Annotated in this window: 26 protein-coding genes; 12 read left to right on the forward strand and 14 right to left on the reverse strand. The window is 64.0% G+C overall.

Annotated elements, in window-relative coordinates; translation table 11 throughout:
- Positions 1-54 precede the first annotated feature (54 nt).
- Complete coding sequence (locus EN850_RS11595) at positions 55-558, forward strand: heme-degrading domain-containing protein (protein ID WP_136091275.1); 504 nt, start codon at positions 55-57, stop codon at positions 556-558.
- Positions 555-1,820, forward strand: a complete 1,266-nt coding sequence (locus EN850_RS11600) for a glycerate kinase (RefSeq protein ID WP_136091276.1) — start codon at positions 555-557, stop codon at positions 1,818-1,820. Before EN850_RS11595 ends, EN850_RS11600 begins: the two co-directional genes overlap by 4 nt.
- 250 nt (positions 1,821-2,070) lie before the next feature.
- Here EN850_RS11600 and EN850_RS11610 read toward each other — a convergent pair whose 3' ends face one another.
- The 4 genes from EN850_RS11610 to EN850_RS11625 form a co-directional block, all read right to left on the reverse strand.
- Positions 2,071-3,537: a UdgX family uracil-DNA binding protein gene (locus tag EN850_RS11610; RefSeq protein ID WP_136091277.1), complete on the reverse strand. Its 1,467-nt coding sequence runs from the start codon at positions 3,535-3,537 to the stop codon at positions 2,071-2,073.
- A gap of 2 nt (positions 3,538-3,539) precedes the next feature.
- Entirely contained in the window at positions 3,540-4,775 is a 1,236-nt protein-coding gene (locus EN850_RS11615) for a putative DNA modification/repair radical SAM protein (RefSeq protein ID WP_135933089.1), read from the reverse strand.
- 87 nt (positions 4,776-4,862) lie between these two features.
- Positions 4,863-6,248 (reverse strand): glutamine synthetase family protein, encoded by a 1,386-nt coding sequence (locus tag EN850_RS11620; RefSeq protein ID WP_127278010.1) that lies wholly within the window; start codon positions 6,246-6,248, stop codon positions 4,863-4,865.
- A 32-nt stretch (positions 6,249-6,280) separates the two neighbouring features.
- On the reverse strand, positions 6,281-7,660 hold the full coding sequence (locus tag EN850_RS11625; RefSeq protein WP_136091278.1) for an aspartate aminotransferase family protein: 1,380 nt from the start codon (positions 7,658-7,660) through the stop codon (positions 6,281-6,283).
- 151 nt (positions 7,661-7,811) lie between these two features.
- Between EN850_RS11625 and EN850_RS11630 the strand changes: the two genes are divergently transcribed.
- Entirely contained in the window at positions 7,812-8,264 is a 453-nt protein-coding gene (locus tag EN850_RS11630) for a hypothetical protein (protein ID WP_135862449.1), read from the forward strand.
- Between the two features lie 16 nt (positions 8,265-8,280).
- Here the strand turns inward: EN850_RS11630 and EN850_RS11635 are convergent, their stop codons facing one another.
- The 4 genes from EN850_RS11635 to EN850_RS11650 form a co-directional block, all read right to left on the reverse strand.
- On the reverse strand, positions 8,281-9,255 hold the full coding sequence (locus EN850_RS11635) for a WD40 repeat domain-containing protein (RefSeq protein ID WP_136091279.1): 975 nt from the start codon (positions 9,253-9,255) through the stop codon (positions 8,281-8,283).
- A gap of 97 nt (positions 9,256-9,352) precedes the next feature.
- The gene (locus tag EN850_RS11640; RefSeq protein ID WP_136091280.1) at positions 9,353-9,880 is read right to left on the reverse strand and encodes a GNAT family N-acetyltransferase; all 528 of its coding nucleotides are present in this window, start codon (positions 9,878-9,880) and stop codon (positions 9,353-9,355) included.
- Positions 9,877-10,155 (reverse strand): DUF1778 domain-containing protein, encoded by a 279-nt coding sequence (locus EN850_RS11645; RefSeq protein ID WP_136091281.1) that lies wholly within the window; start codon positions 10,153-10,155, stop codon positions 9,877-9,879. Before EN850_RS11645 ends, EN850_RS11640 begins: the two co-directional genes overlap by 4 nt.
- An 80-nt stretch (positions 10,156-10,235) precedes the next feature.
- Positions 10,236-11,297 carry a GTP-binding protein gene (locus EN850_RS11650; protein ID WP_135862446.1) on the reverse strand — a complete coding sequence of 354 codons (1,062 nt, stop codon included), beginning with the start codon at positions 11,295-11,297 and terminating at the stop codon, positions 10,236-10,238.
- Positions 11,298-11,705: 408 nt separating this feature from the next.
- On the opposite strand from EN850_RS11650, the gene EN850_RS11655 reads away from it, so the two are divergent.
- A complete protein-coding gene (locus EN850_RS11655) occupies positions 11,706-12,176 on the forward strand; it encodes a MarR family winged helix-turn-helix transcriptional regulator (protein WP_127278016.1) in 471 nt (156 codons plus the stop codon).
- Between the two features lie 12 nt (positions 12,177-12,188).
- Here the strand turns inward: EN850_RS11655 and EN850_RS11660 are convergent, their stop codons facing one another.
- Positions 12,189-13,058, reverse strand: coding sequence for an AraC family transcriptional regulator (locus EN850_RS11660; RefSeq protein ID WP_136091282.1), 870 nt, complete (start codon positions 13,056-13,058; stop codon positions 12,189-12,191).
- A gap of 54 nt (positions 13,059-13,112) precedes the next feature.
- Between EN850_RS11660 and EN850_RS11665 the strand changes: the two genes are divergently transcribed.
- The 5 genes from EN850_RS11665 (at position 13,113) to EN850_RS11685 (ending at position 17,157) form a co-directional block, all read left to right on the forward strand.
- On the forward strand, positions 13,113-13,520 hold the full coding sequence (locus tag EN850_RS11665) for a DUF2000 family protein (protein WP_136091283.1): 408 nt from the start codon (positions 13,113-13,115) through the stop codon (positions 13,518-13,520).
- A 193-nt stretch (positions 13,521-13,713) separates the two neighbouring features.
- Entirely contained in the window at positions 13,714-14,598 is an 885-nt protein-coding gene (locus EN850_RS11670; RefSeq protein WP_189591051.1) for a DMT family transporter, read from the forward strand.
- A 65-nt stretch (positions 14,599-14,663) separates the two neighbouring features.
- The gene (locus EN850_RS11675; RefSeq protein WP_136091285.1) at positions 14,664-15,686 is read left to right on the forward strand and encodes a LacI family DNA-binding transcriptional regulator; all 1,023 of its coding nucleotides are present in this window, start codon (positions 14,664-14,666) and stop codon (positions 15,684-15,686) included.
- Complete coding sequence (locus tag EN850_RS11680; RefSeq protein WP_136091286.1) at positions 15,683-16,666, forward strand: 2-hydroxyacid dehydrogenase; 984 nt, start codon at positions 15,683-15,685, stop codon at positions 16,664-16,666. Before EN850_RS11675 ends, EN850_RS11680 begins: the two co-directional genes overlap by 4 nt.
- 86 nt (positions 16,667-16,752) lie before the next feature.
- Complete coding sequence (locus EN850_RS11685; protein ID WP_136091287.1) at positions 16,753-17,157, forward strand: hypothetical protein; 405 nt, start codon at positions 16,753-16,755, stop codon at positions 17,155-17,157.
- Here the strand turns inward: EN850_RS11685 and EN850_RS11690 are convergent, their stop codons facing one another.
- Positions 17,158-17,931, reverse strand: a complete 774-nt coding sequence (locus EN850_RS11690; RefSeq protein WP_136091288.1) for a gamma-glutamyl-gamma-aminobutyrate hydrolase family protein — start codon at positions 17,929-17,931, stop codon at positions 17,158-17,160.
- A gap of 262 nt (positions 17,932-18,193) precedes the next feature.
- Between EN850_RS11690 and EN850_RS11695 the strand changes: the two genes are divergently transcribed.
- Positions 18,194-19,303, forward strand: a complete 1,110-nt coding sequence (locus tag EN850_RS11695) for a TRAP transporter substrate-binding protein (protein WP_127278183.1) — start codon at positions 18,194-18,196, stop codon at positions 19,301-19,303.
- A 246-nt stretch (positions 19,304-19,549) separates the two neighbouring features.
- Here EN850_RS11695 and EN850_RS11700 read toward each other — a convergent pair whose 3' ends face one another.
- The 4 genes from EN850_RS11700 to EN850_RS11715 all read right to left on the reverse strand — a co-directional run bounded on the left by EN850_RS11700 (position 19,550) and on the right by EN850_RS11715 (position 24,056).
- The gene (locus tag EN850_RS11700; RefSeq protein WP_136091289.1) at positions 19,550-20,578 is read right to left on the reverse strand and encodes a zinc-dependent alcohol dehydrogenase family protein; all 1,029 of its coding nucleotides are present in this window, start codon (positions 20,576-20,578) and stop codon (positions 19,550-19,552) included.
- Between the two features lie 19 nt (positions 20,579-20,597).
- Positions 20,598-22,385 (reverse strand): TRAP transporter large permease subunit, encoded by a 1,788-nt coding sequence (locus EN850_RS11705; RefSeq protein WP_136091353.1) that lies wholly within the window; start codon positions 22,383-22,385, stop codon positions 20,598-20,600.
- Positions 22,385-22,969, reverse strand: coding sequence for a TRAP transporter small permease subunit (locus EN850_RS11710; protein ID WP_135883735.1), 585 nt, complete (start codon positions 22,967-22,969; stop codon positions 22,385-22,387). The genes EN850_RS11705 and EN850_RS11710 overlap by 1 nt, the downstream gene beginning before the upstream one ends.
- Before the next feature lie 181 nt (positions 22,970-23,150).
- Complete coding sequence (locus EN850_RS11715) at positions 23,151-24,056, reverse strand: branched-chain amino acid ABC transporter permease (protein ID WP_135930623.1); 906 nt, start codon at positions 24,054-24,056, stop codon at positions 23,151-23,153.
- 140 nt (positions 24,057-24,196) lie between these two features.
- On the opposite strand from EN850_RS11715, the gene EN850_RS11720 reads away from it, so the two are divergent.
- On the forward strand, positions 24,197-24,805 hold the full coding sequence (locus tag EN850_RS11720) for a CGNR zinc finger domain-containing protein (RefSeq protein ID WP_136091290.1): 609 nt from the start codon (positions 24,197-24,199) through the stop codon (positions 24,803-24,805).
- A complete protein-coding gene (locus EN850_RS11725; RefSeq protein ID WP_136091291.1) occupies positions 24,798-25,331 on the forward strand; it encodes a hypothetical protein in 534 nt (177 codons plus the stop codon). The genes EN850_RS11720 and EN850_RS11725 overlap by 8 nt, the downstream gene beginning before the upstream one ends.
- Positions 25,332-25,433: the final 102 nt, after the last annotated feature.

Below are 25,433 nucleotides of genomic sequence, written 5' to 3' on the forward strand. Positions count from 1 at the left end.
GACCCGGCGGCAGCCATCGGTCAAAGCGTGCGGCGAAGTTGACAGGGGAACGACATGACCGTTGCTGACGACATCGCTCTGATCAAGAAACAGGAAGAGACCCTTGTCTTCACGGCCTTCGACGAGGCCGTCGCCTTCAAGCTCGGTTCGGCGATCCGTGATCGCGCGCTGGCTGAGAACCTGCCCGTTATCGTCGACATCAGGACTTTCGACCGGCCGCTCTTCTATGCCGCCATGCCGGGGTCGAATGCATCCAATCCCGACTGGGCGCGGCGCAAGATCAATGTCGTCAAGCGCTACCTCAAAAGCACCTACCGTCTGGTTCTGGAGCAGCAGCGTCCCGACCGCACCTTCAAGATCGGCGAGGGGCTGGATATTGCGGACTACGTGCTGGCCGGCGGCGGCTTCCCGGTCGCGGTCAAGGGTGCCGGTGTCATCGGCGTGATCGCGGTGTCTGGCCTGCCGGAGCGCCAGGATCATGGCGTGGTGGTCGATGCGCTGTGCGATCACCTGGGTATAGACAGGCGCGAGCTGGCGTTGTCCGCGGACCCCGAATGACCGTGCCCGATCCCAAGGTTTTTCTTACCTCGATCTTCAATGCCGCGGTCGCCGCTGCCGATCCGGAGCGAACCATCCGCGACCATTTGCCGTCCAGACCCAGGGGCCGCACCATCGTCATCGGCGCCGGCAAAGGCTCGGCACAGATGGCGGCGGCCTTCGAGAAGGTCTGGGACGGTCCGATCGACGGGCTGGTCGTCACCCGCTACGGCTATGGCGCCAGATGCGAGCGCATCGAGATCATCGAGGCCGCGCATCCGGTGCCGGACGCCGCCGGGCTCGAGGCCTCGCGGCGACTGCTGGAGAAAGTGCAAGGGCTCACAGCGGACGACCTGGTCGTGGCGCTGATTTCCGGCGGCGGTTCGGCCCTGCTGCCGTCTCCGGCCGCCGGCCTGACGCTGGCCGACGAAATTGCCGTCAACGAGGCGCTGCTTGCTTCCGGCGCGCCGATCGCGGCGATGAACACCATCCGCAAGCATCTCTCCGCCATCAAGGGTGGCCGGCTGGCCGCTGCCGCATGGCCGGCCAAGGTGGTGTCGCTGGTTGTCTCCGACATCCCCGGCGACAATCCGGCCCTGGTGGCGTCCGGCCCGACCGTTCCCGATACCGGCAGCCGTGACGGCGCGCTGGCCTCGATATCCGCCTATGGCATGAAATTGCCGGACGCCGTCATGGCGCACATCCAGTCGCCGGCGGCCGACGCACCAGATCCTGACGATCAGCGCTTTGCGCGCAACGAGGTGCATCTGATCGCCTCGGCCGGCGTATCACTGGAAGCGGCGGCGGCGGAAGCCAAGCGGCAAGGTATCGAGGCGGTCATCCTCTCCGATGCCATCGAGGGAGAAGCGCGCGAGGTCGGCGGCGTCCATGCGGCAATCGCCCGCGAAGTGGCGACCCGCAACCGGCCGTTCTCGAAGCCGGTTCTGATCCTTTCGGGTGGTGAGACCACCGTGACTTTACGGGCAAAGGGCAAAGGTGGCCGCAATTCGGAATTCCTGCTCGCCTTCGCCATCGGCATCAATGGCGTAGAGGGTATTCACGCCTTTGCCGCGGATACTGACGGCATCGATGGCTCCGAAAACAATGCCGGCGCCTTCGCCGACGGCTCAACCGTTTCGCGCATGCGGGCGGCGGGTGTGGATGCCAAGGCAATGCTGGCCGGCAACAATGCCTGGACGGCCTTCAATGCCGTCGGCGATCTCTTCGTGCCCGGCCCGACCGGCACGAACGTCAATGATCTCAGGGCAATTCTCGTCCGTTAAAGGCTGGTGCGTCCCCTCTCCCAAACGCAAGCGCTGCCCCTCATCCGCCTGCCGGCACCTTCTCCCCGTATAGTGACGGGGAGAAGGACGCTAACTGCGTCTTGGAGCTTTTTCTTGCAACGATGGTGATTGACGAAAGCGCAGGGCACAGCCCCTTTCTCCCCGTCACTACACGGGGAGAAATGTCCGGCAGGACAATGAGGGGCGGCGCCAACCGCTCGATCCTTATCCAGCGCTCGGACCTGATGGATCAAGTCGACATAAGCTTCCTCACCTGCTTTATATCCTGCAAAAACCGCTCGCGTTCGGCTTCTTTATCGGCGTGATCCCGGATGCGCAGGATGAAGGAGGGGTGGATGGTGATGAAGACGCGCAAGCCATCCTCGCGTTCGATCACCTGGCCGCGCATCTTGGTCACCGGGATCGCCTTGCCAAGCAGCGACAGCGCCGCCGTCGCACCGAGCGCCACGGCGAGATTCGGCTTGATCAGGTCAAACTCTTGGTCGATCCACCAGCGGCAGGCTTGAACCTCGCCGGCATTCGGCTTGGAATGGATGCGGCGTTTTCCGCGCGGCTCGAACTTGAAATGCTTGACCGCGTTGGTGACATAGACCTTCAGGCGGTCGACCCCGGCATCGTTCAAGATTGCATCGAACACTTTGCCCGCCGGGCCGACGAATGGCTGGCCGGCGAGGTCTTCCTGGTCGCCCGGCTGTTCGCCGACAAAAATCACCTTGGCATTGTCGGGCCCTTCACCAAATACGGTCTGCGTCGCATCGCGCCAAAGCGGGCAGCGGCGGCAGCCCTTCGCCGCTTCGCGCAACTCGGAAATCGAGCTGGCGTCATCGTCTTCCGATGCGGCCGGCCCACCCTTCGGCCAGTGCCTCGCCTGCACCTTGGCGTGGTGCGGCGCGGGCGTTGTCGGCATCTTCGCAATCATATCTCTGGCGGCCTTGTCCGCTCCCGCGATCAAGTCAGGAATGAGCGAGGCCTCGGGAAGGTTCCGCCAATATTTCTTCGGCATCTCCTTCTGCATGGCCTTCACCTTCAGCCGCGCCGGATTGAAGATGTTCTCGAAATAGGTCCGCCACAGCGCTTCGGTGTCGTCCTGGTCAGGCGCGTCGGTCTTGGCGGCGCCCGGTCCGATCGCTAGCCTTTCGCCATCCCAGTCGGCGGAGGCGTAAGGCGTCAGGATCGTCCAGCGCATGCCGGTAAAACGCCGGACGAAGAAATCCGCATTGCGCTCGACGATGAAATGGTCGGGCTCGAACCAGGCGACATAGCGTTCCTCCTCGCCATCGCCGATCTTCCGGAAGCGGACGAAGGCATGCATCTTGTGGCTATCGCGCCGCACCGCCTTTTCCATCGCCTCGAGCCGCCTGGTATCGGGATCCGATGCGATCGCCAGCAGCTTGGGCTCTGTGCGCAGCCGCCACAACAGCCGGTAGAGGAAGGCGAAACGGCGGGGGTCGCAATGGCAGAAGGCGGTTTCAGCGTGCTCGATAAAGTCGCGCGGCACAGCGAGCTGCGCGCCCTGGGGCACGTCAGGCAAATCGCTTTGCGGCCGGTCTGAACCGGCTGCGACACGCCAGCCGATATCCTCGGGTCTGACCTCATTCAGCGCCAGCCGTCGAGCCGCGTCGCGCCAGCCGGCGAAATCGGTCTGGCTTTCAAGCCAAACTGTGTAGCGGGCGAGGTCGAGCTCCGCTGGCAGCATGGTCAAAACAGCGCCAGTTGTTCGCAGGATTGCTCGATCTTGCCGCGCAGGCCGGCCTTGTCGGTCAGCGCACCTGGCGACCAGCCTTCGGCGATGATGAAGGGCCGTAGCTTGGCGATCGAATGGCAGAGCCTGCCGACATCCTCGAGCCGCAGCCGCCGGTGGCGGCGGGTTTCCAGAATCTTCGCCACCACCTTGGTTCCCAGGCCGGGCACGCGCAGCAACGCTTCGCGGTCGGCGCGGTTGACGTCGACGGGGAAGCGTCCCCGGTTGCGCAGCGCCCAGGCAAGCTTCGGGTCGATGGCGAGATCGAGCATGCCGTCGCTGCTGCCGGCCAGGATTTCCGGTTGAGAAAATCCGTAGAAGCGCATCAGCCAGTCGGCCTGGTAGAGCCGGTGTTCACGCATCAGCGGCGGCTTCTGCAACGGCAGCGAAGACGAGGCATCGGGGATCGGACTGAAGGCCGAATAATAGACGCGCCGCAGGTGGTAACTGCCATAAAGCCGGGCGCTGGTGTGCAGGATGCCGTCGTCGGAGGTCTTGTCCGCGCCGATGATCATCTGCGTCGACTGGCCGCCCGGCGCGAAGCGTTCGCGCTTTTTGGTCCGCAGCGTCGGCTCGGCCTTCTCCTCCATCTTCCGGCGCAGGTTGGCCATCGAGAGCCGGATTGTCTCCGGCCTCTTTTCCGGCGCCAGCTTCTTCACACCCTCGTCGGTGGGCAATTCGATATTGATCGACAAGCGGTCGGCATAGAGCCCGGCCTTCTCCACCAGGTCCGCCGAACTCTCGGGGATGGTTTTGAGATGAATATAACCGGAGAATTTTTCCTCCAGCCGCAGCCTCCGCGCCACCTCGACCATTTCCCCCATGGTTTCATCAGGCGAGCGGATGACGCCCGAGGACAGGAAAAGGCCTTCGATATAATTGCGCCGGTAGAAATCCATGGTCAGCTTCACCACCTCGTCGATGCCGAAGCGGGCGCGCCGGACATTCGACGACGAGCGGTTGATGCAATAGCTGCAGTCGTAGATGCAGAAATTGGTCAGCAGGATTTTCAGCAGCGAAATGCAGCGGCCGTCCGGCGCGTAGGAATGGCAGATGCCCATGCCTTCGGTGGAGCCGACGCCGCCGGACTTCAGCGAATCCTTTTTTGCGGAGCCCGATGAGGCGCAGGAGGCATCGTACTTGGCGGCGTCGGACAGGATTGCCAGTTTTTCACGGATGGTGAGAACACTCATTTGTTCATGATATGTTCTGATCAATCATCACGCCATCTCATTTGATGGTGACGGCGAAAAAGTGATCGCCGCCGGGTCGCCCAGCCGTCAGACTTCGTGCAGGTAGAGGTGATAGTCCAGTTCACTGACCGTGCGGGCCACGCGCAGGTATTCGGACTGCTTGATCGCAACGAAGGTGCGGTGCAGGTCCTCGCCGAGCGCGCCCTTCAGGAAACTGGACGCCCTGGCCGCTTCGATTGCCGCGCGCCAATCGGCTGGCATCGTCGTACGGGTGACGGCAGCCTCATAGCCATTGCCGGTCGTTTCGGGGCCCGGATCGAGCCCTTCGTCGAGGCCTTTGACGATGCCGGCGAGCACCGTCGCGGCGATCAGATAGGGATTGGCGTCGACGCCGGACGGCCGGTGCTCGATGCGCCGGTTTTTCGCATCGCCCGCCGGCACGCGCAGCGCCACCGAGCGGTTGTTGACGCCCCAGGTCGGCGCCACCGGTGCGTAGGATTGCGAGACGAAGCGGCGCCAGGAATTGGCGTGCGGCGCAAACACGAGCATCGATTCCGCCATGGTCTGGATCAGGCCGCCAAGGCCACGCAGCAGCGGCAGCGACCAGTTCTCGCCGGTGGCTTCCGAAAAGACGTTTCGGCCATCCTTGTCCTGCAGCGACACGTGGAAATGCATGCCGGAGCCGGCATATTTCTCGATCGGCTTGGCCATGAAGCAGGCGGTGACACCGTGCCGGCGCGCCTGCGCCCGCACCAGCCGCTTCAGCATGACTAGGTCGTCGGCCGCCCGCATCACGTCCTTGCGGTAGTTCAGCGTCAGCTCGTACTGGCCAGGCGCATATTCGGAAATCACCGTCTCGGCCGGGATGCCTTGCGCCTTGGCGGCGGCGTAGATGTCGGAGAACAGCGGCTCCATGCCGTGCAGATGGTCGACGGAATAGACTTCGGTCTTGCCCGAGACGCGGCCATCGAGCACCGCGCGCGCCGGCTGCACCTTGCCATCGGCATCACGCTCATTGGCCAGCAGAAAAAACTCGAGTTCGAAGGCGCCGGCCGGATGGAGGCCCTTGGCAGCCAGTATGTCGACCTGCCGGGCGAGCGCCAGCCGCGGGTCCGACGACATTGGCTGGCCGTCGAGATGATACATCGCCATCAGCACCTGGCCGCGCGGCGGGTTCGTACCGTAAAGCGGCACCAGCGTGCCGGGAATCGGCCAGGCCCGGAGATCGCCGTCGCCGCTGTCCCAGATCAGCCCGGTTTCGTGCACATCCTCGCCGGTGATGTCGAGGCCGAGGATGGAGATCGGCATATGCCGGCCGCCTTCGAAAATGCTTTTCAGCTCATGCCGGCGCACGATCTTGCCGCGCCCGACGCCATTGGCGTCGGTCAGCACGATATCGAAGGCCTCGATCTCGGGATGGGCGTCGAGGAAGGCTTGCGCCTCGGTGGGCGTCGAGCCCGAAGGTGAAGTCATGATGGAACTCGGGTTGGCTTGAGGGGCTTGTCTCATGCCGCAAGCTTTGCCGCAACCGCGCCAAAGGCGCTGATCAGCCGGTTGACCTGGGCACCTGACGTCGCCGGCGAGATCAGCATCATGTTGTGGAAGGGTGCGATCAGCACGCCGCGATTGACCAGCGCGACATGGATGGCGGCTTCGAGTTCCGGCGCATGCGCGCCCTCCGCCTCGGCGCCATTGCGCAGCGGACCGGGCGCGCAGATGAACTCGACACGGGCCCCGACACGGGCGACATGCCAGGGCAGGCGGTAACGGTCGATCACGCCGGTCAGCCCGGCATCGAGCCGGCGCGCCAGATGATCCATGCGGTCGTAATTCTCCTGCGTCATCACCTCCTCGAGCGTGGCGCGCATGGCGGCGAACTGCAGCGGGTTGGCCGACAGCGTCGTGCCCATGCCGGAATAGCCAGGCTCTTTCGTCCTGTTGTAGTCGGCATAGCGCGAAGCGACTTCATCGCTCATGCCCCAGACGCTCGCCGGCACGCCGCCGGCAATCGGCTTGCCCAGAACGAACAAGTCCGGCTCCAGCCCATATTTCCTGGTGTAACCGCCCGGGCCGGTCGAGATCGTATGCGTCTCGTCGATCAAAAGCAGCGTGCCGGCAGCACGGGTCAACTGTCGCAGCGCCTCGTGGTAGCCGGGATCGGCAAGCACCATGCAGGAATTGGTCAGCACCGGTTCGGCGATGACGCAAGCGACATCCCTGTCGTTGAGCGCGGCTTCCAGTGCGGCGACATCGTTGAACTCGATGACCTTGGCCGTGCGGGTCAGGTCGCGGAATTCGCCCGCCAGTCCTGGCCGGTTGACCTGGATACCGTCGATCAGCCGCACCATCGTCTCGTCCACCGAGCCGTGATAGCAGCCATTGAAGACCAGGATTTTCTCTCGTCCAGTGATGGCGCGGGCGACGCGCAGCGCGAAGCGGTTGGCGTCGGTCGCCGTCGTCGCGATCTGCCAGAACGGCAGGCCGAAGCGCTGCTGCAGCAGCGGTCCGATGGCCAGCGCATCTTCGGATGGCAGCATATAGGTCAGGCCGCGCCCGGCCTGGCGGCGAATGGCGCGTGCCACTGCCGGCGGCGAGTGGCCGAACATCGAGCCGGTGTCGCCGAGGCAGAAATCGTCGAGCCTGTTGCCGTCCACGTCGGTGATCGTGGCGCCCCTGGCGCTGTCCACCAGGATCGGAAACGGCGTCGGCCAGTCATTCATCCAGTGCATAGGCACGCCGCCGAAGAAGCCGGGCAGGCCGTTGCCGACCTTGGCCTGCGATTTCGGCCGCGCCTTGCGGAAGGCAGCCCCTTCCGTCTCGCGCAATTGCGCGATGCGGTCGCGGCTGATGCCGCCGATGGTCTTTGAACTATCGCTGCTGTGCATGAAAACCCCTCTGGCTCATTCCTCTTAGCCAATCCACCTCCGCAACGGCAATTGGCCGTGCGTCTGTTCTGCATTGGCTCAGCCTTGGCCGGCGGCGCTTGACGCTCCGTGCGAAGTCGGCGCCAATGTGGACGGCAATTGGGCAAGGGAAATGCGGACGATCATCTGCGTGACGATACTGTTCCTGTCGGCCGGCACGGCGTTCGCCACCGGCGGCATCTGGTGCTCAGTCGATGATCCACAGGTCAAATTCCAGGTCGATGCCGGCGTCACCACCGGGATGGGCGGCCCGACCTTCAATTTTCGCGGTGATCTCGAAATCAAGGCCAGGCCCGCCGGCGATCAGCTGCGAAAGACCATTTTTGAGAACTCCAACCTCACCCAGTACTGGCTGGACAACAAGGAACTGCGGCTGAACATCTACCATGAGCAGGAGGTGGCCAAGACCTACAGTTCGGTCGAACTGACGATCCTGACCAAGGGCAGCGACGAGGGCGTCTATGATGGAAACTACAAGCTCGCCGTCTATGACAGCACGGCCGACAAGGACAGCGATGGCAAGCCGGTCGATCTGACCGGCAAGGTTTCCTGCGGCGCCGAGTAATCCGCTGGTTCAAGACTTAGGCAGTGATGTCGATGACGCCGCAGTCGCCGGCGGCACTGCCGAAGGCGACGCGCCGTTCTTCCTTGTCCCACATCATCGCGGTGATGGCGCCCTTGCCCGGGCGCCGCAAAAGCACTTCCTTGGCGTCGGAAAAGCGCACGGCCATAACCATGCCGTCATCATAGCCGACGGCGACGACATCCTGGCTCGGGTGGCAAGCAACCGCCGTCACCATGGCGTTGCCGCGCGTGCCGAGTTCCAGCGGCGCCTTGCCCATCGGCCCGTCCTTGGCCGAAAACGGCCAGACGATCGCCGCCGGCGCGCCGGAACTGGCCAGCCACTTGCCTTTGACACTCCACGACAGGCTTTTGACCTTGCCGGGATAGCCGCTCATGCGCATGTGCTTGCCGTCGGCGAGCTTCCAGCCATGCAGGGCGTTTTCCTGCATGGTGGTGACCAGAAAGGCGCCGTCCGGCGAGAAGGTGATGCCGGTGTGCGCGCCGGCCCATTCGAGTTCCACCGGCTTGCCTTCGGCGGCCGGGAAATGCAGCGTCGCGCCATTGTAGCGGGCGACGCCGAAGCGCATCCCCTTGGGCGAGAAGGCCAGCCCCTCGACCGAGCGCGGATGGGCAAATTCCCGGATCTTGCCATCGGCGAAGCGCACGAAGGCCGTCTTTCCCGTGGCATAGGCGATGGCGCCTTGCGGCCCGGCGGCAACGCTGGTGATCCATTTCTTGCCGGCGCTCGCCACCTCCCGGGTCTCACCTCCGGCTTTCACGGCAAACACCTTGCCGTCCTCGCCGCCGGTGATCAGCCGGTCGTTTGCCGCGTCATGGAAGGCCGCAAGCAGCCCATCATTGGCCTGCACGGTCTTGTGGCCATTGTCGAGCCGGTGGATAGCGCCATCGGCCAGCGCGAAATGCGGCACATCGCCAAGGAAGACGGCGGCGACGCAATGGCCTTCGAGATCGAGCGGGGCGACAGTGGGCATGATTATCTTTGTTCAGCTAGATGACAGTACAGAGGCGGCTTACTCGACGTTTGCGGTTCCGGCAACCGGAGGATCAGCGAAGTGCGAGAGGCTGTCATCAAAGCAGCCCCTTCGCCCGCAGATCGGTTGCGAACGTCGCCAATGGCATCACCAGGGTCAGATTCGATCCTTGGAGGCGCTCGGCTCCGTAGCTGGCATACCATCTTGCGGCCCGCTCGCTCTTGGCATCGATGATGAGCAGGATTCCGCCACCTTCGCCGGCCAGTCGCAAGCAGCGCAATGCCGCGGCGGCAAGCAGCTGACTTCCGAGCCCCTGTCCGGCGACTCTGCGGTCGGTCGCCAGCCGGGCAAGTTTGAAGCCGGAAACCTCGTGCCGCGCCAAACCTCTCGTCATCGCCTCGGGCATGGCTTCATGAGCAACGGCTGAAGGTGCGATCGTATAGCAGCCGAGGATCTGCTCCAAAGCCGCATCGTCGATCGCACAGAAGGTCTTGGCGGCATTTTGTTCGTGGCTTTGCCGCGCGTACCGCCGCAGAAAATCGTTCATCTGCGCATCGCCGCAATCGAACGAGGCCCGATCATGGCGTTTCGCGATCGGCTCCTCGTGCCAGGACGGAAGTGTCACAGAGTATCCGGCAAGGCCGCGATCGCCGCTCGGAGCTTGGCATTTGGTTTCGGCGGGTTCTCCAACAGGTCGAGTATACGTGTGAAATCGCGGTCGGATACTTTCGCAACCTCGGCTGCTTCGATTACCGCCTGTGCTTCGGGAACCACCTTGTTGAGAATGAAGTCGGTAACGTCCTGATGAGACAGTGCGGCAGCGCGCGCGATCATCGCCTTCTGCGCAGGCGCGATGCGGATTTGAAAGCGCTCAGTTTTATTGTCTGCCGACCTGGGCATCGGAAATCTCCTCAAACTCATGTACACATCCTATGTGTACATGAAGTCGACATCAACCCTTCAAGATCATCAATACGACTTTACGATGCCTGGCAGGCGTCAAAGCTCTTCTTCAGCCGTTCGGCGTCGAGTTCGCGGCCGATGAACACCAGCCGGCTCTCATGCTTTTCGCCGTCTTTCCAGGCGCGCTGGTGGTCGCCCTCGATGATCATGTGCACGCCCTGGATGACATAGCGCTCGTCATCGCCCTTGAGCGCGATGATGCCTTTCAGCCGCAGGATGTTGGGGCCTTCCATCTGAGTGATCTTCTCGATCCACGGGAAGAATTTCTTCGGGTCCATTTCGCCGCCGCGCAGCGACACCGACTGCACCGTCACGTCATGGATATCGGACGGATGCGCGTGATGGTGGTGGTCGTGCCCATCGTGGTCGTGATGATGATGGTCGTGATGATCATGATCGTGGTCATGGTGATCATGGTCGTCATGCGCCTCGAGGAAATGCGGGTCGTTTTCCAGCGCCCTGGACAGGTCGAAGGCGCCGCGGTCGAGCACTTCCGACAGCGCCACGCCGGCGCGTGTCGTGCGGTGGATCCTGGCCGCCGGATTGATGGCGCGGATCGTCGCCTCGACCTTGGCGAGTTCTTCGGGGGTGACGAGGTCGGTCTTGTTGAGCACGACGACGTCAGCGAAGGCGATCTGGTCCTCGGCTTCCTTGGAATCCTTGAGCCGCAGCGGCAGGTGCTTGGCGTCGACCAGCGCCACCACGGCATCGAGCTTGGTCTTGGAGCGCACGTCGTCGTCCATGAAGAAGGTCTGCGCCACCGGCACTGGATCGGCGAGCCCGGTGGTTTCGACGACGATGGCGTCGAAGCGGCCGGGCCGCCGCATCAGGCCTTCGACGACGCGGATCAGGTCGCCACGCACCGTGCAGCAGACGCAGCCATTGTTCATCTCGTAGATTTCCTCATCGGATTCCACGATTAGCTCGTTGTCGATGCCGATCTCGCCGAATTCGTTGACGATGACGGCGTAGCGCTTGCCGTGGTTCTCCGAAAGGATGCGGTTGAGCAGTGTCGTCTTGCCGGCGCCGAGATAGCCGGTGAGAACGGTTACGGGAATCTGCGTCTGTGCGTCGCTCATGGCTTGCCTCGAAATGACTGGGCCCTGAAATCCAGGCCGCGAAAAGGGATTGTCGGTTCCATATAGGATGTGCGCCGGGTTTTTGCACGGGCAAACCATCGGCCAAAAGACCGGCTGGGATTCGCCCTGACATCGTGGCCGCGAAAAGCCGTCGCCGCCCCCGGCGATGGAAGATCAAGGAGACGTCCTGTCCGGGGCCGCCGGTCGTGGGATCGCAGCCGCAGCGAATCCGTTCCCCGCCAAACTCGTTTGTCATCTAACTGAAATAAACATCTGGCATCACCACGGCGGACACCGCAATGCTTGCCGGCAAAGCTGTTTCGAATGCCGGAATCTTTCGATCGTCGATTGCCAACCGGCCGGCTGCGTCTATGCTGTGCGCACCGGTACGGCCGAAGAGGGATGACCATGGCCAAGGCGGACAAGACTGCAACGATGAGCCGGCTGCATTCAGCGGCAAGGCTGGCAAGGACCGCGCTGGCGGCACGGCTCCTGGCACATGGCTTCTACGCCGGCCAGGACCAGATCATGCTGGCGCTGGACCGTGAGGACGGCCAGACACCGGGCAATCTCGCCGGGCGTCTCGGCGTGCGCCCGCCGACCATCACCAAGACCATCAACCGGCTGCAGGCGCAGGGTTTTCTGGAAAAACGCGCGTCGGAATCCGATGCCCGCCAGGCGCATATCTTCCTCACCGATACCGGCCGTGAAACCATCCGCGCCATCGAGAAGTCGGTGAAGAAGACCGAAAAGCAAGCGTTGAAAGGCCTCGACAAGAAGGACCAGAAGGCGCTGTTCAAGCTGCTCGCCCGCATCGAGGCCAACCTCTCCAATGAGGAACTGGTGCTGATCGACGACGACGCCGAGTCGGACGACTGATCTCTTCGGCAATCAGGCTGCCGCGGCAGCTCCATGGATCAAGGACGACCAGCGTCCCGGTGTCATGCCGAACGCCTTCTTGAATTGCCTGTTGAAGTGGCTCTGGTCGCTGAAGCCGGCTTCGATCGCGATCTGCGCCAAGGGCTCGCCGGCGGCGATCATCCTGCGCGCGCGCTGAAGCCGGCGCATCACCAGGAAACGATGCGGACTGGTCGAGAAGGCCGTGCGGAAATGTCTCGACAGGGCATAGCGGTCGAGACCCGTGATGGCTTCCAACTCACCCGAACGCACGGGCCGGTCGAGGTTTTCCGTCAGATACTCACGCGCCAGCGTCGCCGCCCGCCGCGCCGTCCCGGCTATCGGCTTTGCCGGCTGGCCGGCGTGCCGGGCCAGGCTTTGCATCAGCTGCGCCAGGAAGTCGTCGACGAACAGCTCGTCGAGTTCCTGCTCCAACGGCCCGAGCGCCGAAAGCAGCGTCGCGCAGAAGGCATCGTCCGTCACCACCCCGTCCCTGACGAACGGCAGCGCCGTGCCGCCGAGGCAGTCGAGCATCAGTGACGGCTCGAGATAGAGCATCCTGTAGCACAGGCCTTCCTCGGTGCCCGCGCCGCCATCGTGCAGTTCGTCGGGATGCAGCACGATGACCTGGCCAGGCAGGCTCAGCCGTGCCGCGCCGCGATAGCGGAAGGTCTGCACGCCGCGCAGCGTCACCCCGATCGCATAGGTGTCGTGGCGATGCGGATCGAAGGCGCTGCCGTGAAACCGGGCCTCGATGCGCTCCATCCCGGCGGGATCGGGAGCCGAGATGATGCAGTTTTCGGCGGCATCGGCGCACAAACGTCCAAGACCCTCGAAGGCCTGGCGGTCTAGTTCGAACGACATCGTCTCCTTCTCAGCCCCGCAATCGGGGCCTCGCTTAGAATGGTCCATTTTCTCATGTTCGATACGAAATTTGCAATCGTACTCAGGGAAGATCTGCCGGTCTGGCAGAAACTCAACGTCACCGCCTTCCTGACCAGCGGCATCGTCGCGCAATTCCCCGACATCATCGGCGAGCCCTATCGCGACCGCGCCGGCAATCTCTACAACCCGCTGTCGATCCAGCCGGTCATCGTGCTCTCGGCCGACCAGGCGACGATCGGTGCGATCCACCGGCGTGCGCTGGAACGTGGCGTGACGATCTCGCTCTATGTCGAGGAGATGTTTTCCACCGGCTTCGACGCCGCCAACCGCGCCGTGTTTGCCGAATTCGCGCCCGAAGACGCCAAGGTGGTCGGCATCGCGCTGCGCGCCGAGAAGAAGGTTGTCGACAAGATCACCAAGGGCGCCCGTATGCATACATAGCGCCCGCGGACTAAGCCTGGCGGCGGCTGTTGTTGTACCAGCGACCCCAGGCGCGGCAGCGGGCGACAATTGGCTTGCCGGCAAGCGACAATTCCCGCAAAGGTGGGCTCCAGCCCAGCTTTTCCCCGGCCTGCACGTGAATCCTTCCCAAAGACAGTCAGAAAGCGCGACGCCGCCGGTGGCGATCCTGTGCATGCTGACCACCTATGTCTTCTTCACCTTCCTCGACACCTCAAGCAAATATCTCGTCCTGGCCGGCGTCTCCGTCCTGATCGTCGCCTGGGTGCGCTTTGCCGTGCATGTCGTGCTGGTTGGGGCGCTGCTGCGGGGCTGGCGCGAGCCGGCGCGGTTTCGCCCGGTCAACCTGCCGGCGCATGTGATGCGCGGCGCCTTCCTGTTCGGCTCGACCATGTTCAACGTCCTGGCGCTGCGGTCCCTGCAACTGGCCGAGACGACGTCGATCTATTTCTTCGGGCCGATGGTGATCACCGCCCTTGCCGGCCCGCTGCTCGGCGAATGGGCCGGCTGGCGGAGGTGGCTGGCGATCCTGGCCGCTTTCGCCGGGGTTTTGATCATCACGAGGCCAGGTGTCGGTGTTTTCGGCATCGGACATCTCTTCGCGCTCGGCTCGATGCTGTCGAACTGCTTCTATGTCATCATGACGCGCCGCATGTCGGCGACCGAGACCTCGGAAAGCCTGATCCTGTTCTCGGCGCTGGCGCCGGCGGTGCTGCTGTTGCCGATGCTGCCGTTTTCCTTCTCCCTGCCGCACGATGGCTGGCACTGGTTCGTCCTGCTCATGCTTGGCGTGTTCGGCGGCGTCGGCCACTGGCTGCTGGTCCAGGCCTATCGGCGGGCAACGACCACGGCGCTCGCCCCCTATCCCTATTCGCAGATGGTGTGGATGATCCTTTCCGGCTGGCTTGTCTTCAAGCAGTTCCCCGACCGCTGGACGCTGGTCGGCGCCGGCATCATTGTCGCCAGCGGCCTCTACATCGTCCATCGCGAACACCGACTTCGGCTGCGCAGCCGCGCGGCCTCGGATGTCGAGGCCGAGGCGCTGGCAAAAAAACTTTGATTTGGCCCCGATCGATGGCATAAGGCCGCCCTTAAACAGTTTAAAAAACGACGGGGAGCGAAAGCCTGGCACAGAAAATCAAGCTGTCGACGATCGCGGATGCGCTTGGCGTGTCCACGGCCACCGTGTCGCTGGCACTGCGCGACAGCCCGCTGGTTGCCGGCTCGACGCGAGATCGCATCAAGGAACATGCGCGCGCCATCGGCTATATCTACAACCGGCGCGCCGCCAGCCTGCGCACCTCGCGCTCGGGCATTGTCGGTGTCGTGGTGCACGACATCATGAACCCGTTCTTCGCCGAGATCCTGCGATCGATCGAGAGCGAGCTCGACCGTAGCCGGCAGACCTTCATCCTGTCCAATCACTATGATCAGCTCGAAAAGCAGCGCACCTTCATCGATACGCTGCTGCAACTCGGCGCCGACGGCGTCATCATGTCGCCCGCTATAGGCACGCCCGCGTCCGACATCGTCATGGCCGAGGAGAACGGCCTGCCGGCGGTGCTGATCGCACGCACCGTCGAGGGCGCCGACGTGCCGGTGTTTCGCGGCGACGACTCTTATGGAACAGGCCTCGCCACCAACCATCTGATCTCGCTCGGCCACAAGCGCATCGCCATGATCGGCGGCACCGACCAGACCTCGACCGGCCGCGATCGCTACCAGGGCTATGTCAACGCCATGGAGGCGGCGGGGCTCGAAGTGAGGCCGTCGTGGCGAATCGCCGGCCCGCGCACCAAGCAGGCGGGTTTCGAGGCCGCGGGGCAATTCCTGGCGCTGAAGGACAGGCCGACCGCCGCCTGCTGCTGGAACGACCTCGTCGCCATCGGCCTGATGAACGGCATTGCGCGCGCCGGCCTCGTGCCGGGCATCGACATCTCCGTCACCGGCTATGACGATCTCGAGGAGGCGGCGATCGCCACGCCGGCGCTGACCACCGTCTGGAACGGCCAGCGCGAGGTTGGCCGCCGCGCCGCCAGCGCGCTGCTCGACAAGCTCAACGGCCAGACGGTGCGGCCCTCGCAGGAATTGATCAAGCCGGAACTGCATGTGCGCCAGTCGACCGGCAAGCCGGTGGAGCGTGCATGACCAGGGCCGAAGATCTGCAAGCCGTCGCCATTCTGGTGCCGGCGGATTTCAGCGGCCATGCCGCCGATCGCATCGACCGGACATTCAGGCGCGTCGGCATCGAGCGTACCGATCCGGGGCTGGTCACCGAGGAGATGCGCCGCACCGTGCGTGGCATCGCTTCCTTTGCCGGCATCAGCGCGGCGATGATGGATGCGTTGCCCAATCTCGAACTCATCGCTTCGTTCGGCGTCGGCTACGATTCCGTCGATGTCGGCCATGCGGCGGCGAAGAACATCATGGTCACCAACACGCCCGACGTGCTGACCGAGGAGGTCGCCGACACCGCGATCGGGCTGCTGATCAACACCGTGCGCGACCTGCCGCGCGCCGAGACCTGGCTGCGTGACGGCAGTTGGATGCGCAAGGGCAACTATCCGCTGAGCCGGCTCACCTTGCGCGCGCGCCGCGTCGGTATTTTCGGCATGGGTCGCATCGGGCAGGCCATTGCCCGGCGGCTGGAGGCCTTCGGCCTGCCGGTCGCTTACCACAACCGGCGTCGTGTCGAAGGTCTTGCCTACCAGTACCACCCGACGTTGAAGGGCTTGGCCGAGGCGGTCGACACGCTGATCTCGGTGGCGCCCGGCGGAGCTTCGACGCAGAAAGCGGTCAATGCTGAAATCCTGTCGGCACTCGGCGCGAATGGCGTCTTCGTCAACATCGGCCGCGGCAGCACGGTCGACGAGGCGGCCCTCGCGGCGGCCCTTGCAGACGGCACCATCGCCGCCGCCGGGCTCGATGTCTTCGCCGACGAGCCGAATGTCCCCAAGGCGTTGCTCGACTTGCCAAACACCTCTCTGCTGCCGCATGTCGGCTCGGCTTCGGAGCACACACGCCGCGCCATGGCCGATCTCTGCGTCGACAATCTGGTGTCCTGGTTCAGCGAGCGCCGGGCGCTGACGCCGGTGCCGGAGACGGTCAATGTGAAGGCTCGCCCTTGAGCGGTCGGGCTGCCATATTTATTAACGTCTGCTTAACCCTTTGAAATCATTCTTCATCCTGTCTGTATGTATGGGTGAAGATCAGTATGAAGGCGCTTTCCGCATTGATCGCCGCCGCCGCCTTGTTTGGCGGCATTCAGCTGTTTCATGGCGGCAGCGGTGAAAGCGTCGCCGAGGAGGCCACGCCGTCAAACATCTACAGGCTGGTCGCCAACGGTGACGAGGGGGGCTGCGCGGTCACGCGCGGCGCCTCGGTCTCGGATGGCCTGTCGCAGTTGACCGTGGCGCCGAACTGCCGACGGCTCCTGCCAGGCATCGAGCAGGCGAAATTCTGGCGCCAGCAAAACGACGGAACGGTCGCCTTCAGCGCCGACGGCATCGATCCGATCGTCACCTTTGGCGTGGCTGACGGCGATGGCTACGAATCCTATGCCCCGGCGCTGCCGTTGTTGTCGCTCGCGGCGGATGGTGACTTGAAGCCGCGAGACTGACTACTCCGCCGCGGCCCGTGCGCCGGCTTTCGCGGCCGCATGCAGGCGCACCGCATCGCCGAAGGCGCGAAAAATCTTGGCCGAATTGCTGTCCGACTTGACCCAATATTCGGGATGCCACTGGACGCCGACGGCGAAGGCGCGGGCGCCCTTGACCGAAACCGCCTCGACCGTGCCGTCGGTGGCGACCGCCTCGATCTCGAGCTTCGACCCCAGCCGCTCGATCGCCTGGCGATGCAAGGAATTGACCTTGATGTCGCCGGCACCGAACACGCCGGCCAGGCAACTGCCCGGCTTGATCGAAATGGTCTGGTGAATGGCGAAGCGCTCGTCCTGTTTGTCGCTCACTGCCGCACGGTGGTCCAGCGATCCCTCGCGCTCCTGGATCTCGGTGCCCAGCGTACCGCCAAGTGCCACGTTCAGCTCCTGAATGCCGCGGCAGATGGCGAGCAGCGGTACGCCGCGCTCGATCGCCTTGCGGATCAGCGGCAGCGTGGTGCCGTCGCGCGCGGTGTCATAGGGGCCGTTGGCTTCGCTGGCATCGCCACCATAGAGCGAAGGGTCGACGTTGGATTTCGAACCGCTGAGCATGACACCATCGACCGACGACAGGAGTTCGTCGAAGTCCAGCCGGTCGCCGAACGAGGGCACGAGCAGGGGGAAAACGCCGGCACCCGCGATCGCCGCTTCCAGATATTGTTGCGGCGCGGCATGCCAGGTGTAGTTGTCGAATTGACGGACGTCGGTCGATACGGCGACGAGCGGCTGCTGCATTTTGGGTCTGTTTTCCATCTGGCAAGGAATGTCCTGCCCCCAAAATAGGCGATGTCAGGGCATTTTTCCATGCCAAGTTTCAGCGGGTCGCATAGGCCACGAAATCCCCTGTTAGACTATAGTTGCAGGTCCCCATGGCCCGGTCGCCAAATCCGGCGGCCGTGCTGGACTCGACCCCGTGCCTGTGTATTGTTTCGCCAGCCGATGCGGGTACGGAGGATGTCTCCGGCGTCGGTCTGTTGATCCAAAAGGGAGGAACTGCATGGATCGTCGTTCATTCATCCGCAAGGCCGGCGTGACCGGCGTCGGTGCAGCCGCAGCGGCGGCCACGCTCGCCGCACCGGCCATAGCCCAGTCCAACCCCAAGGTGACATGGCGGCTGGCGTCGTCCTTCCCGAAGTCGCTCGACACCATCTATGGCGGCGCCGAAGTGTTCTCCAAGATGCTGTCTGAAGCCACTGACGGCAATTTCCAGATCCAGGTCTTTGCCGCCGGCGAGCTCGTCCCTGGCCTGCAGGCCGCCGACGCCACCACGGCCGGCACGGTCGAGGCCTGCCACACGGTGGCATATTATTACTGGGGCAAGGATCCGACATGGGCGCTGGGTGCCGCCGTGCCCTTTTCGCTCAATGCGCGCGGCATGAATGCCTGGCATTATCATGGCGGCGGCATAGACCTGTTCAACGAGTTCCTCGCCACGCAAGGTCTGTTCGGCCTACCGGGCGGCAACACCGGCGTGCAGATGGGTGGCTGGTTCCGCAAGGAGATCAAAACCGTCGCCGACCTCTCCGGCCTCAAGATGCGTATCGGCGGCTTTGCCGGCAAAGTGGTGCAGAAGCTCGGCGTCGTGCCGCAGCAGATCGCCGGCGGCGACATCTATCCGGCGCTGGAAAAGGGCACCATCGACGCCGCTGAGTGGGTCGGCCCCTATGACGACGAGAAGCTCGGCTTCTACAAGGTCGCGCCCTATTACTACTATCCCGGCTGGTGGGAAGGCGGCCCGACCGTCCACCTGATGTTCAACAAGGCGAAATACGAAGAGCTTTCGCCGACCTACAAGTCGCTGCTGCGTACATGCGCCCAGGCCGCCGATGCCAACATGCTGCAGAAATACGACTACGTGAACCCTCCGGCGGTGAAGCGGCTGGTGGCCGGCGGCGCCAAACTGCGCCCGTTCAGCCAGGAGATCATGACCGCGTGCTTCGAGAAGGCAAACGAGGTCTATGCCGAAATGGAAGCCTCGAACGCGCCCTTCAAGAAGATCTGGGAATCGATCAAGGGCTTCCGCAAGGAGCACTATCTCTGGGCGCAGGTTGCCGAATACAATTACGATACGTTCATGATGGTCCAGCAGCGCAACGGCAAGCTGTAGGGTTGAGCCTTGTCCCTTCTCCCCGTCACTATACGGGGAGAAGGTCCCGGCAGGGGGATGAGGGGCAGCGCCGGCTTCGGCGATTGAACGCCCTCGGCGCAAGCCCAACCGCGCATCTTATCAATTCAGCATTGGCGCCGCCCCTCACCTGCCTGCCGGCATCCTCTCCCGTATAGGGACGGGGAGAGGGAAGCTGTCATCGACGGTTTCGCCAATCGCCAACGTTGCAAGATGAAGGACCGCACTTCAGCCCAGGCCTGGCACCACCAGCACCTTGACCTCGCCCGGCGCGGGCGGATTGGCGATCACACCAGGCGCCTCTTCCAGCGACACCTGCCTGGAGATCAGCCGGTCGATCTCGATCGCGCCCGACGCGATGAGCTCGGCGGCGCGGCGATGCGTATAGGGATTGAGGAACGAGCCCAGTACCTTCAGTTCCCGGAACAGGAGGTCGAAGGGCTCGAATTCCGCCTTCATGCCTTGCGGCGTCACGCCGACGATGACGACGGTGCCACCGGCCCTTGCCAGCCGCATCGACTGCTCGACGGTGTCGCGCACGCCGGCGCATTCGAACACCACGTCGGCGCCGCCGGGCATCAGTCCCGCCCGTCCGGCGATGGCATCGATCACATCGGCGGCTGTGGGATCGACCGTCGCCGTCGCGCCGAGTTCCCTCGCAAGCGCGCGGCGCGAGGCTTGCCTTGTCGACAGGATGATGGTGGTGGCCCCGGCGAGCCGAGCCAGCTGCACCGTTAGCAGGCCGATCACGCCGCCGCCGAGCACGACAACCGAACTGCCAGGCTTGATCTCGGCAAGGTCGGCACCGTGCAGGCAGCAGCCAAGCGGCTCGCAGAACGCGCCATGTGTCGGCGGCAGATCGGCGGGCAGGATGAAAGCCTGTTTTTGCGGCATCACCACATAGTCGGCAAAGCCGCCGTCGCGATGGATGCCGATGGCGTTGAGATTGCGGCACAGATTGACCCGGCCGGCATGGCAATGCGGGCACCGTCCGCAGGCGATGTTGGGATCGCCAGTGACCCGGTCGCCGACGGCAAAGCCGGAGACCGCATTACCGACCGCCTCGATGATGCCGGCGAACTCATGCCCGGGCGTCACAGGCGGCCTGCAAGGGAATTCGCCGTGGAAAAGATGCCGGTCGGTGCCGCAGACACCGCAGGCCTCGATCCGCACCAGAAGCTCTTCCGGACCGGGAACCGGCTTGGCGACCTCGCGCAGCGCGATGCCGCCCACGCTCTCCAGCCGCACGGCTTTCATGGCGTCTTCCCCTCCGAGCTCAGTTGAAATTCGGCGGCTGCGACAGGTCCGGCGTCGGTGTCGCCGGCTTGGCCGGCGGTGCATCGCCGAAATTCGGCGGCTGCGACAGGTCGGGCGTGCCGGGCGCGGCCGGTGCGCCGCCGCCATTGGCAGGAGCGCCGCCACCTTCCGGCGCGCCGAGCGGCGACAGGCCGGGCGCTGCTGGCACCTGGTAGTCGATCGTGCCGGAATCGACGGCCGTGCCCTTGTAGCGCATCACCATTTGCGGGAAGGCGATGGTCAGGCCGATCATGATGACCTGGATGCAGACGAACGGCACCGCGCCCCAATAGATCTGCCCCGTCGTTACCGGCGCGATCTGCTTACCGGTCAGGCGGTCGAGATAGGGCACGCGGGCGGCGACCGAGCGCAGGTAGAACAGCGCGAAGCCGAACGGCGGGTGCATGAAACTGGTCTGCATATTGACGCCCAGAAGCACGCCGAACCAGATCAGGTCGATGCCGAGCTTGTCGGCGGCCGGCGCCAGCAGCGGCACGATGATGAAGGCCAGTTCGAAGAAATCGAGGAAGAAGGCGAGGAAGAAGACGAGGATGTTGACGCCGATCAGGAAGCCGACTTCGCCGCCCGGCAGTGAGGTCAAGAGATGCTCGACCCAGATCTGGCCGTTGACCCCATAGAAGGTCAGCGAGAACACCCGCGCGCCGATCAGGATGAACAGCACGAAGGACGACAGCCGCGTCGTCGAGGCCAGCGCCTGCTTGATCACGTCCATCGACAGCCGGCCCTTCATCGCCGCCATCGCCAGCGCGCCGACCGCGCCCATGGCACCGCCCTCGGTTGGGGTGGCGATGCCGAGGAAGATGGTGCCGAGCACCAGGAAGATCAGCGCCAGCGGCGGGATCAGCACGATCACGACCTGCTGCGCCAGCCGCGACATCATGTTGATGTTCAGGCTGCGGTCGAGAATCGCGACGACGTAGATGAAGATGACGCCGACGGCCGCGCCGAGAATGTCGGCATTGTCGCCATGAGCGGGCACCAGGTAATGGTAGGCGGCATAAGCGATCGCCACGGCCACCACCAACGCGATCAGCAGGGACACCACGCCATGGCCGAGAGTCCGCGCCTCGAGCGGCAGGGCCGGCATCGACTTTGGCCGGACGATCGACATGATCACGATGTAGAGCGTGTAAAGGCCGGTCAGCACCAGGCCGGGGATCAGGGCGCCGGCATACATGTCGCCCACCGAGCGGCCGAGCTGGTCGGCGAGGACGATCAGCACCAGCGACGGCGGAATGATCTGCGCGAGCGTACCCGACGCCGCGATGACACCGGACGCCACCCGGCGGTCATAACCATAACGCAGCATGATCGGCAGCGAGATCAGCCCCATGGCGATGACGGACGCCGCCACCACGCCGGTCGTTGCAGCGAGCAGCGCGCCGACGAAGATCACGGCATAGGCGAGGCCGCCGCGGATCGGTCCGAACAGCTGGCCGATCGTGTCGAGCAGGTCCTCGGCCATGCCGGATCGCTCGAGCACGATGCCCATGAAGGTGAAGAACGGGATGGCCAGCAGCGTGTCGTTCGACATCACCCGGCTGCCGTAGAAATTGTCCGGCAGCGCATAGAGCAGGGGCCAGGCGAGATTGATCGCGCCGCCCGAATAGGGCGTCAAAAGCACGCCAATGAAGAAGAACATCAGGCCGTTGGCGGCAAGCGAAAAGGCGACGGGATAGCCGATCAGCATGAACAGGATCAGCGAGGCGAACATGATCGGCGCCATGTTCTGGGCGATGAACTCCATCACGAGCGCACCTCTTCGGCGAGCGCCTTGGCTTCGAGTTCGGCCTGTTCGTGCACGGAAATGAACGGGTTGGGATCATCCATGACGCCGCGCATGATGGCGATCTTCTTGATGATCTCGGAAATGCCCTGCAGCGCGAGCAGGAAAAAGCCGACCAGCAGGATGGCCTTGGCCGGCCACACGATCAGGCCGCCGGCATTGGTCGACATCTCGCCGCTATGAAACGACAGCCGTACGTAGGGCACGAAATAGAACACCATCAGCGTCACGAACGGCATCAGGAACAGGATGTGGCCGAGAAGATCGATCCAGTGCTGCACGCGGCGCGAAAACAGGCCGTAGACGATGTCGATGCGGATATGCTCGTTCTGCTTCAGCGTATAGGCGGCAGCCAGCATGAACGCCGCGCCGAACAGGTACCATTGCAGCTCCAGCCATGCGTTCGACGAAATGTCGAAGACCTTGCGGATGACGGCGTTGGCGGCGCTCACCAGGATCGCCAGCAGGATCAGCCAGGATACCGATTTGCCGATGAATTCGTTGGCGCGGTCAATGACCCTGGATAGAGCAAGCAGCCCTGCCATGCATTCCTCCCTGATGCGGTGACGCGCGATCCCCCTTTTTCGTCGCGTCGCGTGGCCCAACGGTATGCAGTGCGTGGTCCGGTTGGTCAACACGAGGAGGACGGATGCAGGCAATCAGCCCTTGCGGCACGGTGGAAAACCGCAGCCTGACGAAACGTCATGCAACCAAAGTCTGATGGGCTCAGACGACCTTGCCGGTGTCGCGGCCGGCGCCGATCAGGATCAGCATGGCCACCAGGAACAGATACATCCACGCATCGCGCCATTCGACCGGGAAATAGCCGGCCCACAGTGATTCGGCCATGCCGAAAGCGGCCGCGCCCAGCGCGGCCCGTGGCGGCGAGAGATAGCCGCCGACAGCGGTCACGAACAGGATCTTCAGGCCATAGACAAGGCCGGAACCGAAGCTGACATTGCCGTAATAGAGGCTGGCCATGACCCCGGCCAGCGCGGCGCAGAAGCCGCCGAACAGCACGGCACGCCGGAACACGCCGCGCACGTCGACGCCGCACAGGGCGGCGGCCCTGGGGTCGTCGGAGACGGCACGCCAGCACCGGCCGAAGTTTGAGCGGGCAAACGCCCATGTAGCGAGTGCGACCGCCGCCAGGACCACGGCGCAGTCGAGCACCTGGATCAGCGTCAGCGTCGCCATGAAGCCGGAGCTTTCGGCGAAAACGATGGGCTCGGCCAACATTGGCGGCAGCCACAGATCGTGCGTGTCGGCGGCGATGCGGCTCGCTTCCGAAAGCACGAGCAGGATGCCGAGCGTCGTCACCACGATCGCGTTGGGCGAGCGGTCGGCCAACGGTTCAAAGACGCTCCGCGACAGGACATGGCTGATGAGCGCGGCATAGAGGAACGCCGCGACGACGCCGAACAGCACCGAGGCCAACAGCGTCAGCCACAGCACCTGGTAGGCGAAGGCGACGCTCAGGATCATTGCCTGGCCGCAGAAGGCAAACAGCGCGCCATAGGCAAGGTTGGTGCGGTGCAGGATGCCGTTGGTCAGCACATAGCCGAAGGCGAGCAGGGCATAGAGCGCGCCCGAATGCAGCCCGTTCAGCACCTGCTGGAAGAAATAGAGCATGCTCGACAACACCAGAAGCATCTCGCCCGGAGCATCTCGCCAAGAGCGGATCGGGCAAAGGCGACGATACCGTGCGCATGTGAGGTTTGCATCGGCGAATCTAACTTGTCAAACGCAATTTATCGGTTAGATTTCCAGGAATGACAGTTGCCTGGACCCCACATCGGTTTACCGGCGGCCTGCTCGCGCTCGACACCGCGAATACCGTCGTGCTGCGCGGCGATCCGGAGCGCACGTTCGACCGCTTCGACGATCCGGGGGAAATCGCCCGCTTCGCCGACGCGGCCAGCGGCTTTCGCGCCGCCGAGCTTGGCGACAGGCGGTTGTCGGTGTCCTCGCCGGTGGCAATCGCGCCCATCGTGCTGTCGATCCGCGAGACGACCGACCGGCTGTTTCGAGGCGCGGTGTCGAAGGGCGCGGTTTCCACCGCCGACCTGCCCGAGTTCCTGCGGGCCTGTGCAGACGGCCTGGCTGCCGGCCGGACCGAGATCGGGGCGCCGGGACGGCCGTTCGGCGATCCGGCGACGCCGATCGCCTTCGAGGCGGCGCTGGCGGTTTCAGCCCTTTCTCTGTTGCGCGATGACACGGTCGCAAGGCTCAGGATCTGCCCCAACTGCACCTGGCTGTTTGTCGACAGAAGCCGCAATTCCAGCCGCCTTTGGTGCGACATGGCGGTGTGCGGCAACAGGCAGAAGGCGAGCCGTCACTATCGCCGCCGCATGGCGGCCAATGAGGTCAGGAATGCCTAGAGGATTTTCACGTTCGCTCGCTGCCGGCGCCATGCTGCTTGCCGCCGCGGCCCTCGGCGCCTGTCGCGATACCGGCGGCGAAGGCAAGCTGTTCGAGGTTTCCGGCAAGATATTCGTCTTCAACTACCGCCTCGCCCGGGCGACCTATGTCGTGACGCTGCGGCCCCTGCAGCCGATGGGCGAGGGCCAGGTGGCGGTTGCCAGCTTCCAGAACCCCGCCGGAGGTGATCCATTCGTGGTCGAGCAGAAGGTCTGGCCGAAGCTCGACAAGGTGAGCCTGGAGAGCCCGGCGCTGACCTGCGTCGTCAAGAACAAACCCTATGCCATCGCCATCAGCATCAAGGGCGCCGATGGTGCGGTCCTGCAGACCATCGACACCACGCTGATGTCGACGGAAGATCAGTCGATCCTGCCCGACCGGCCGCTGGTCATCGACCAGCTCTATACGGCCAATCCCGATCTCGTCGGCCATCCCGACGGCAAGCTGCCCGGCGAGCCGAAGCCGGACTGCTCGAAAGGCGGCTGACACCTCCCGACGGCATCGATTTCGTCTGGAATTTTCGTGCGCCGTCGCGCTGTCGGCGCACGCTTTCATGCGCGGTCCACCATCCGCCGGACTGTTTGTTGC

The sequence above is a fragment of the Mesorhizobium sp. M8A.F.Ca.ET.207.01.1.1 genome (genome assembly GCF_004794715.1).
In the GTDB taxonomy this organism is placed as follows: Bacteria; Pseudomonadota; Alphaproteobacteria; order Rhizobiales; family Rhizobiaceae; genus Mesorhizobium.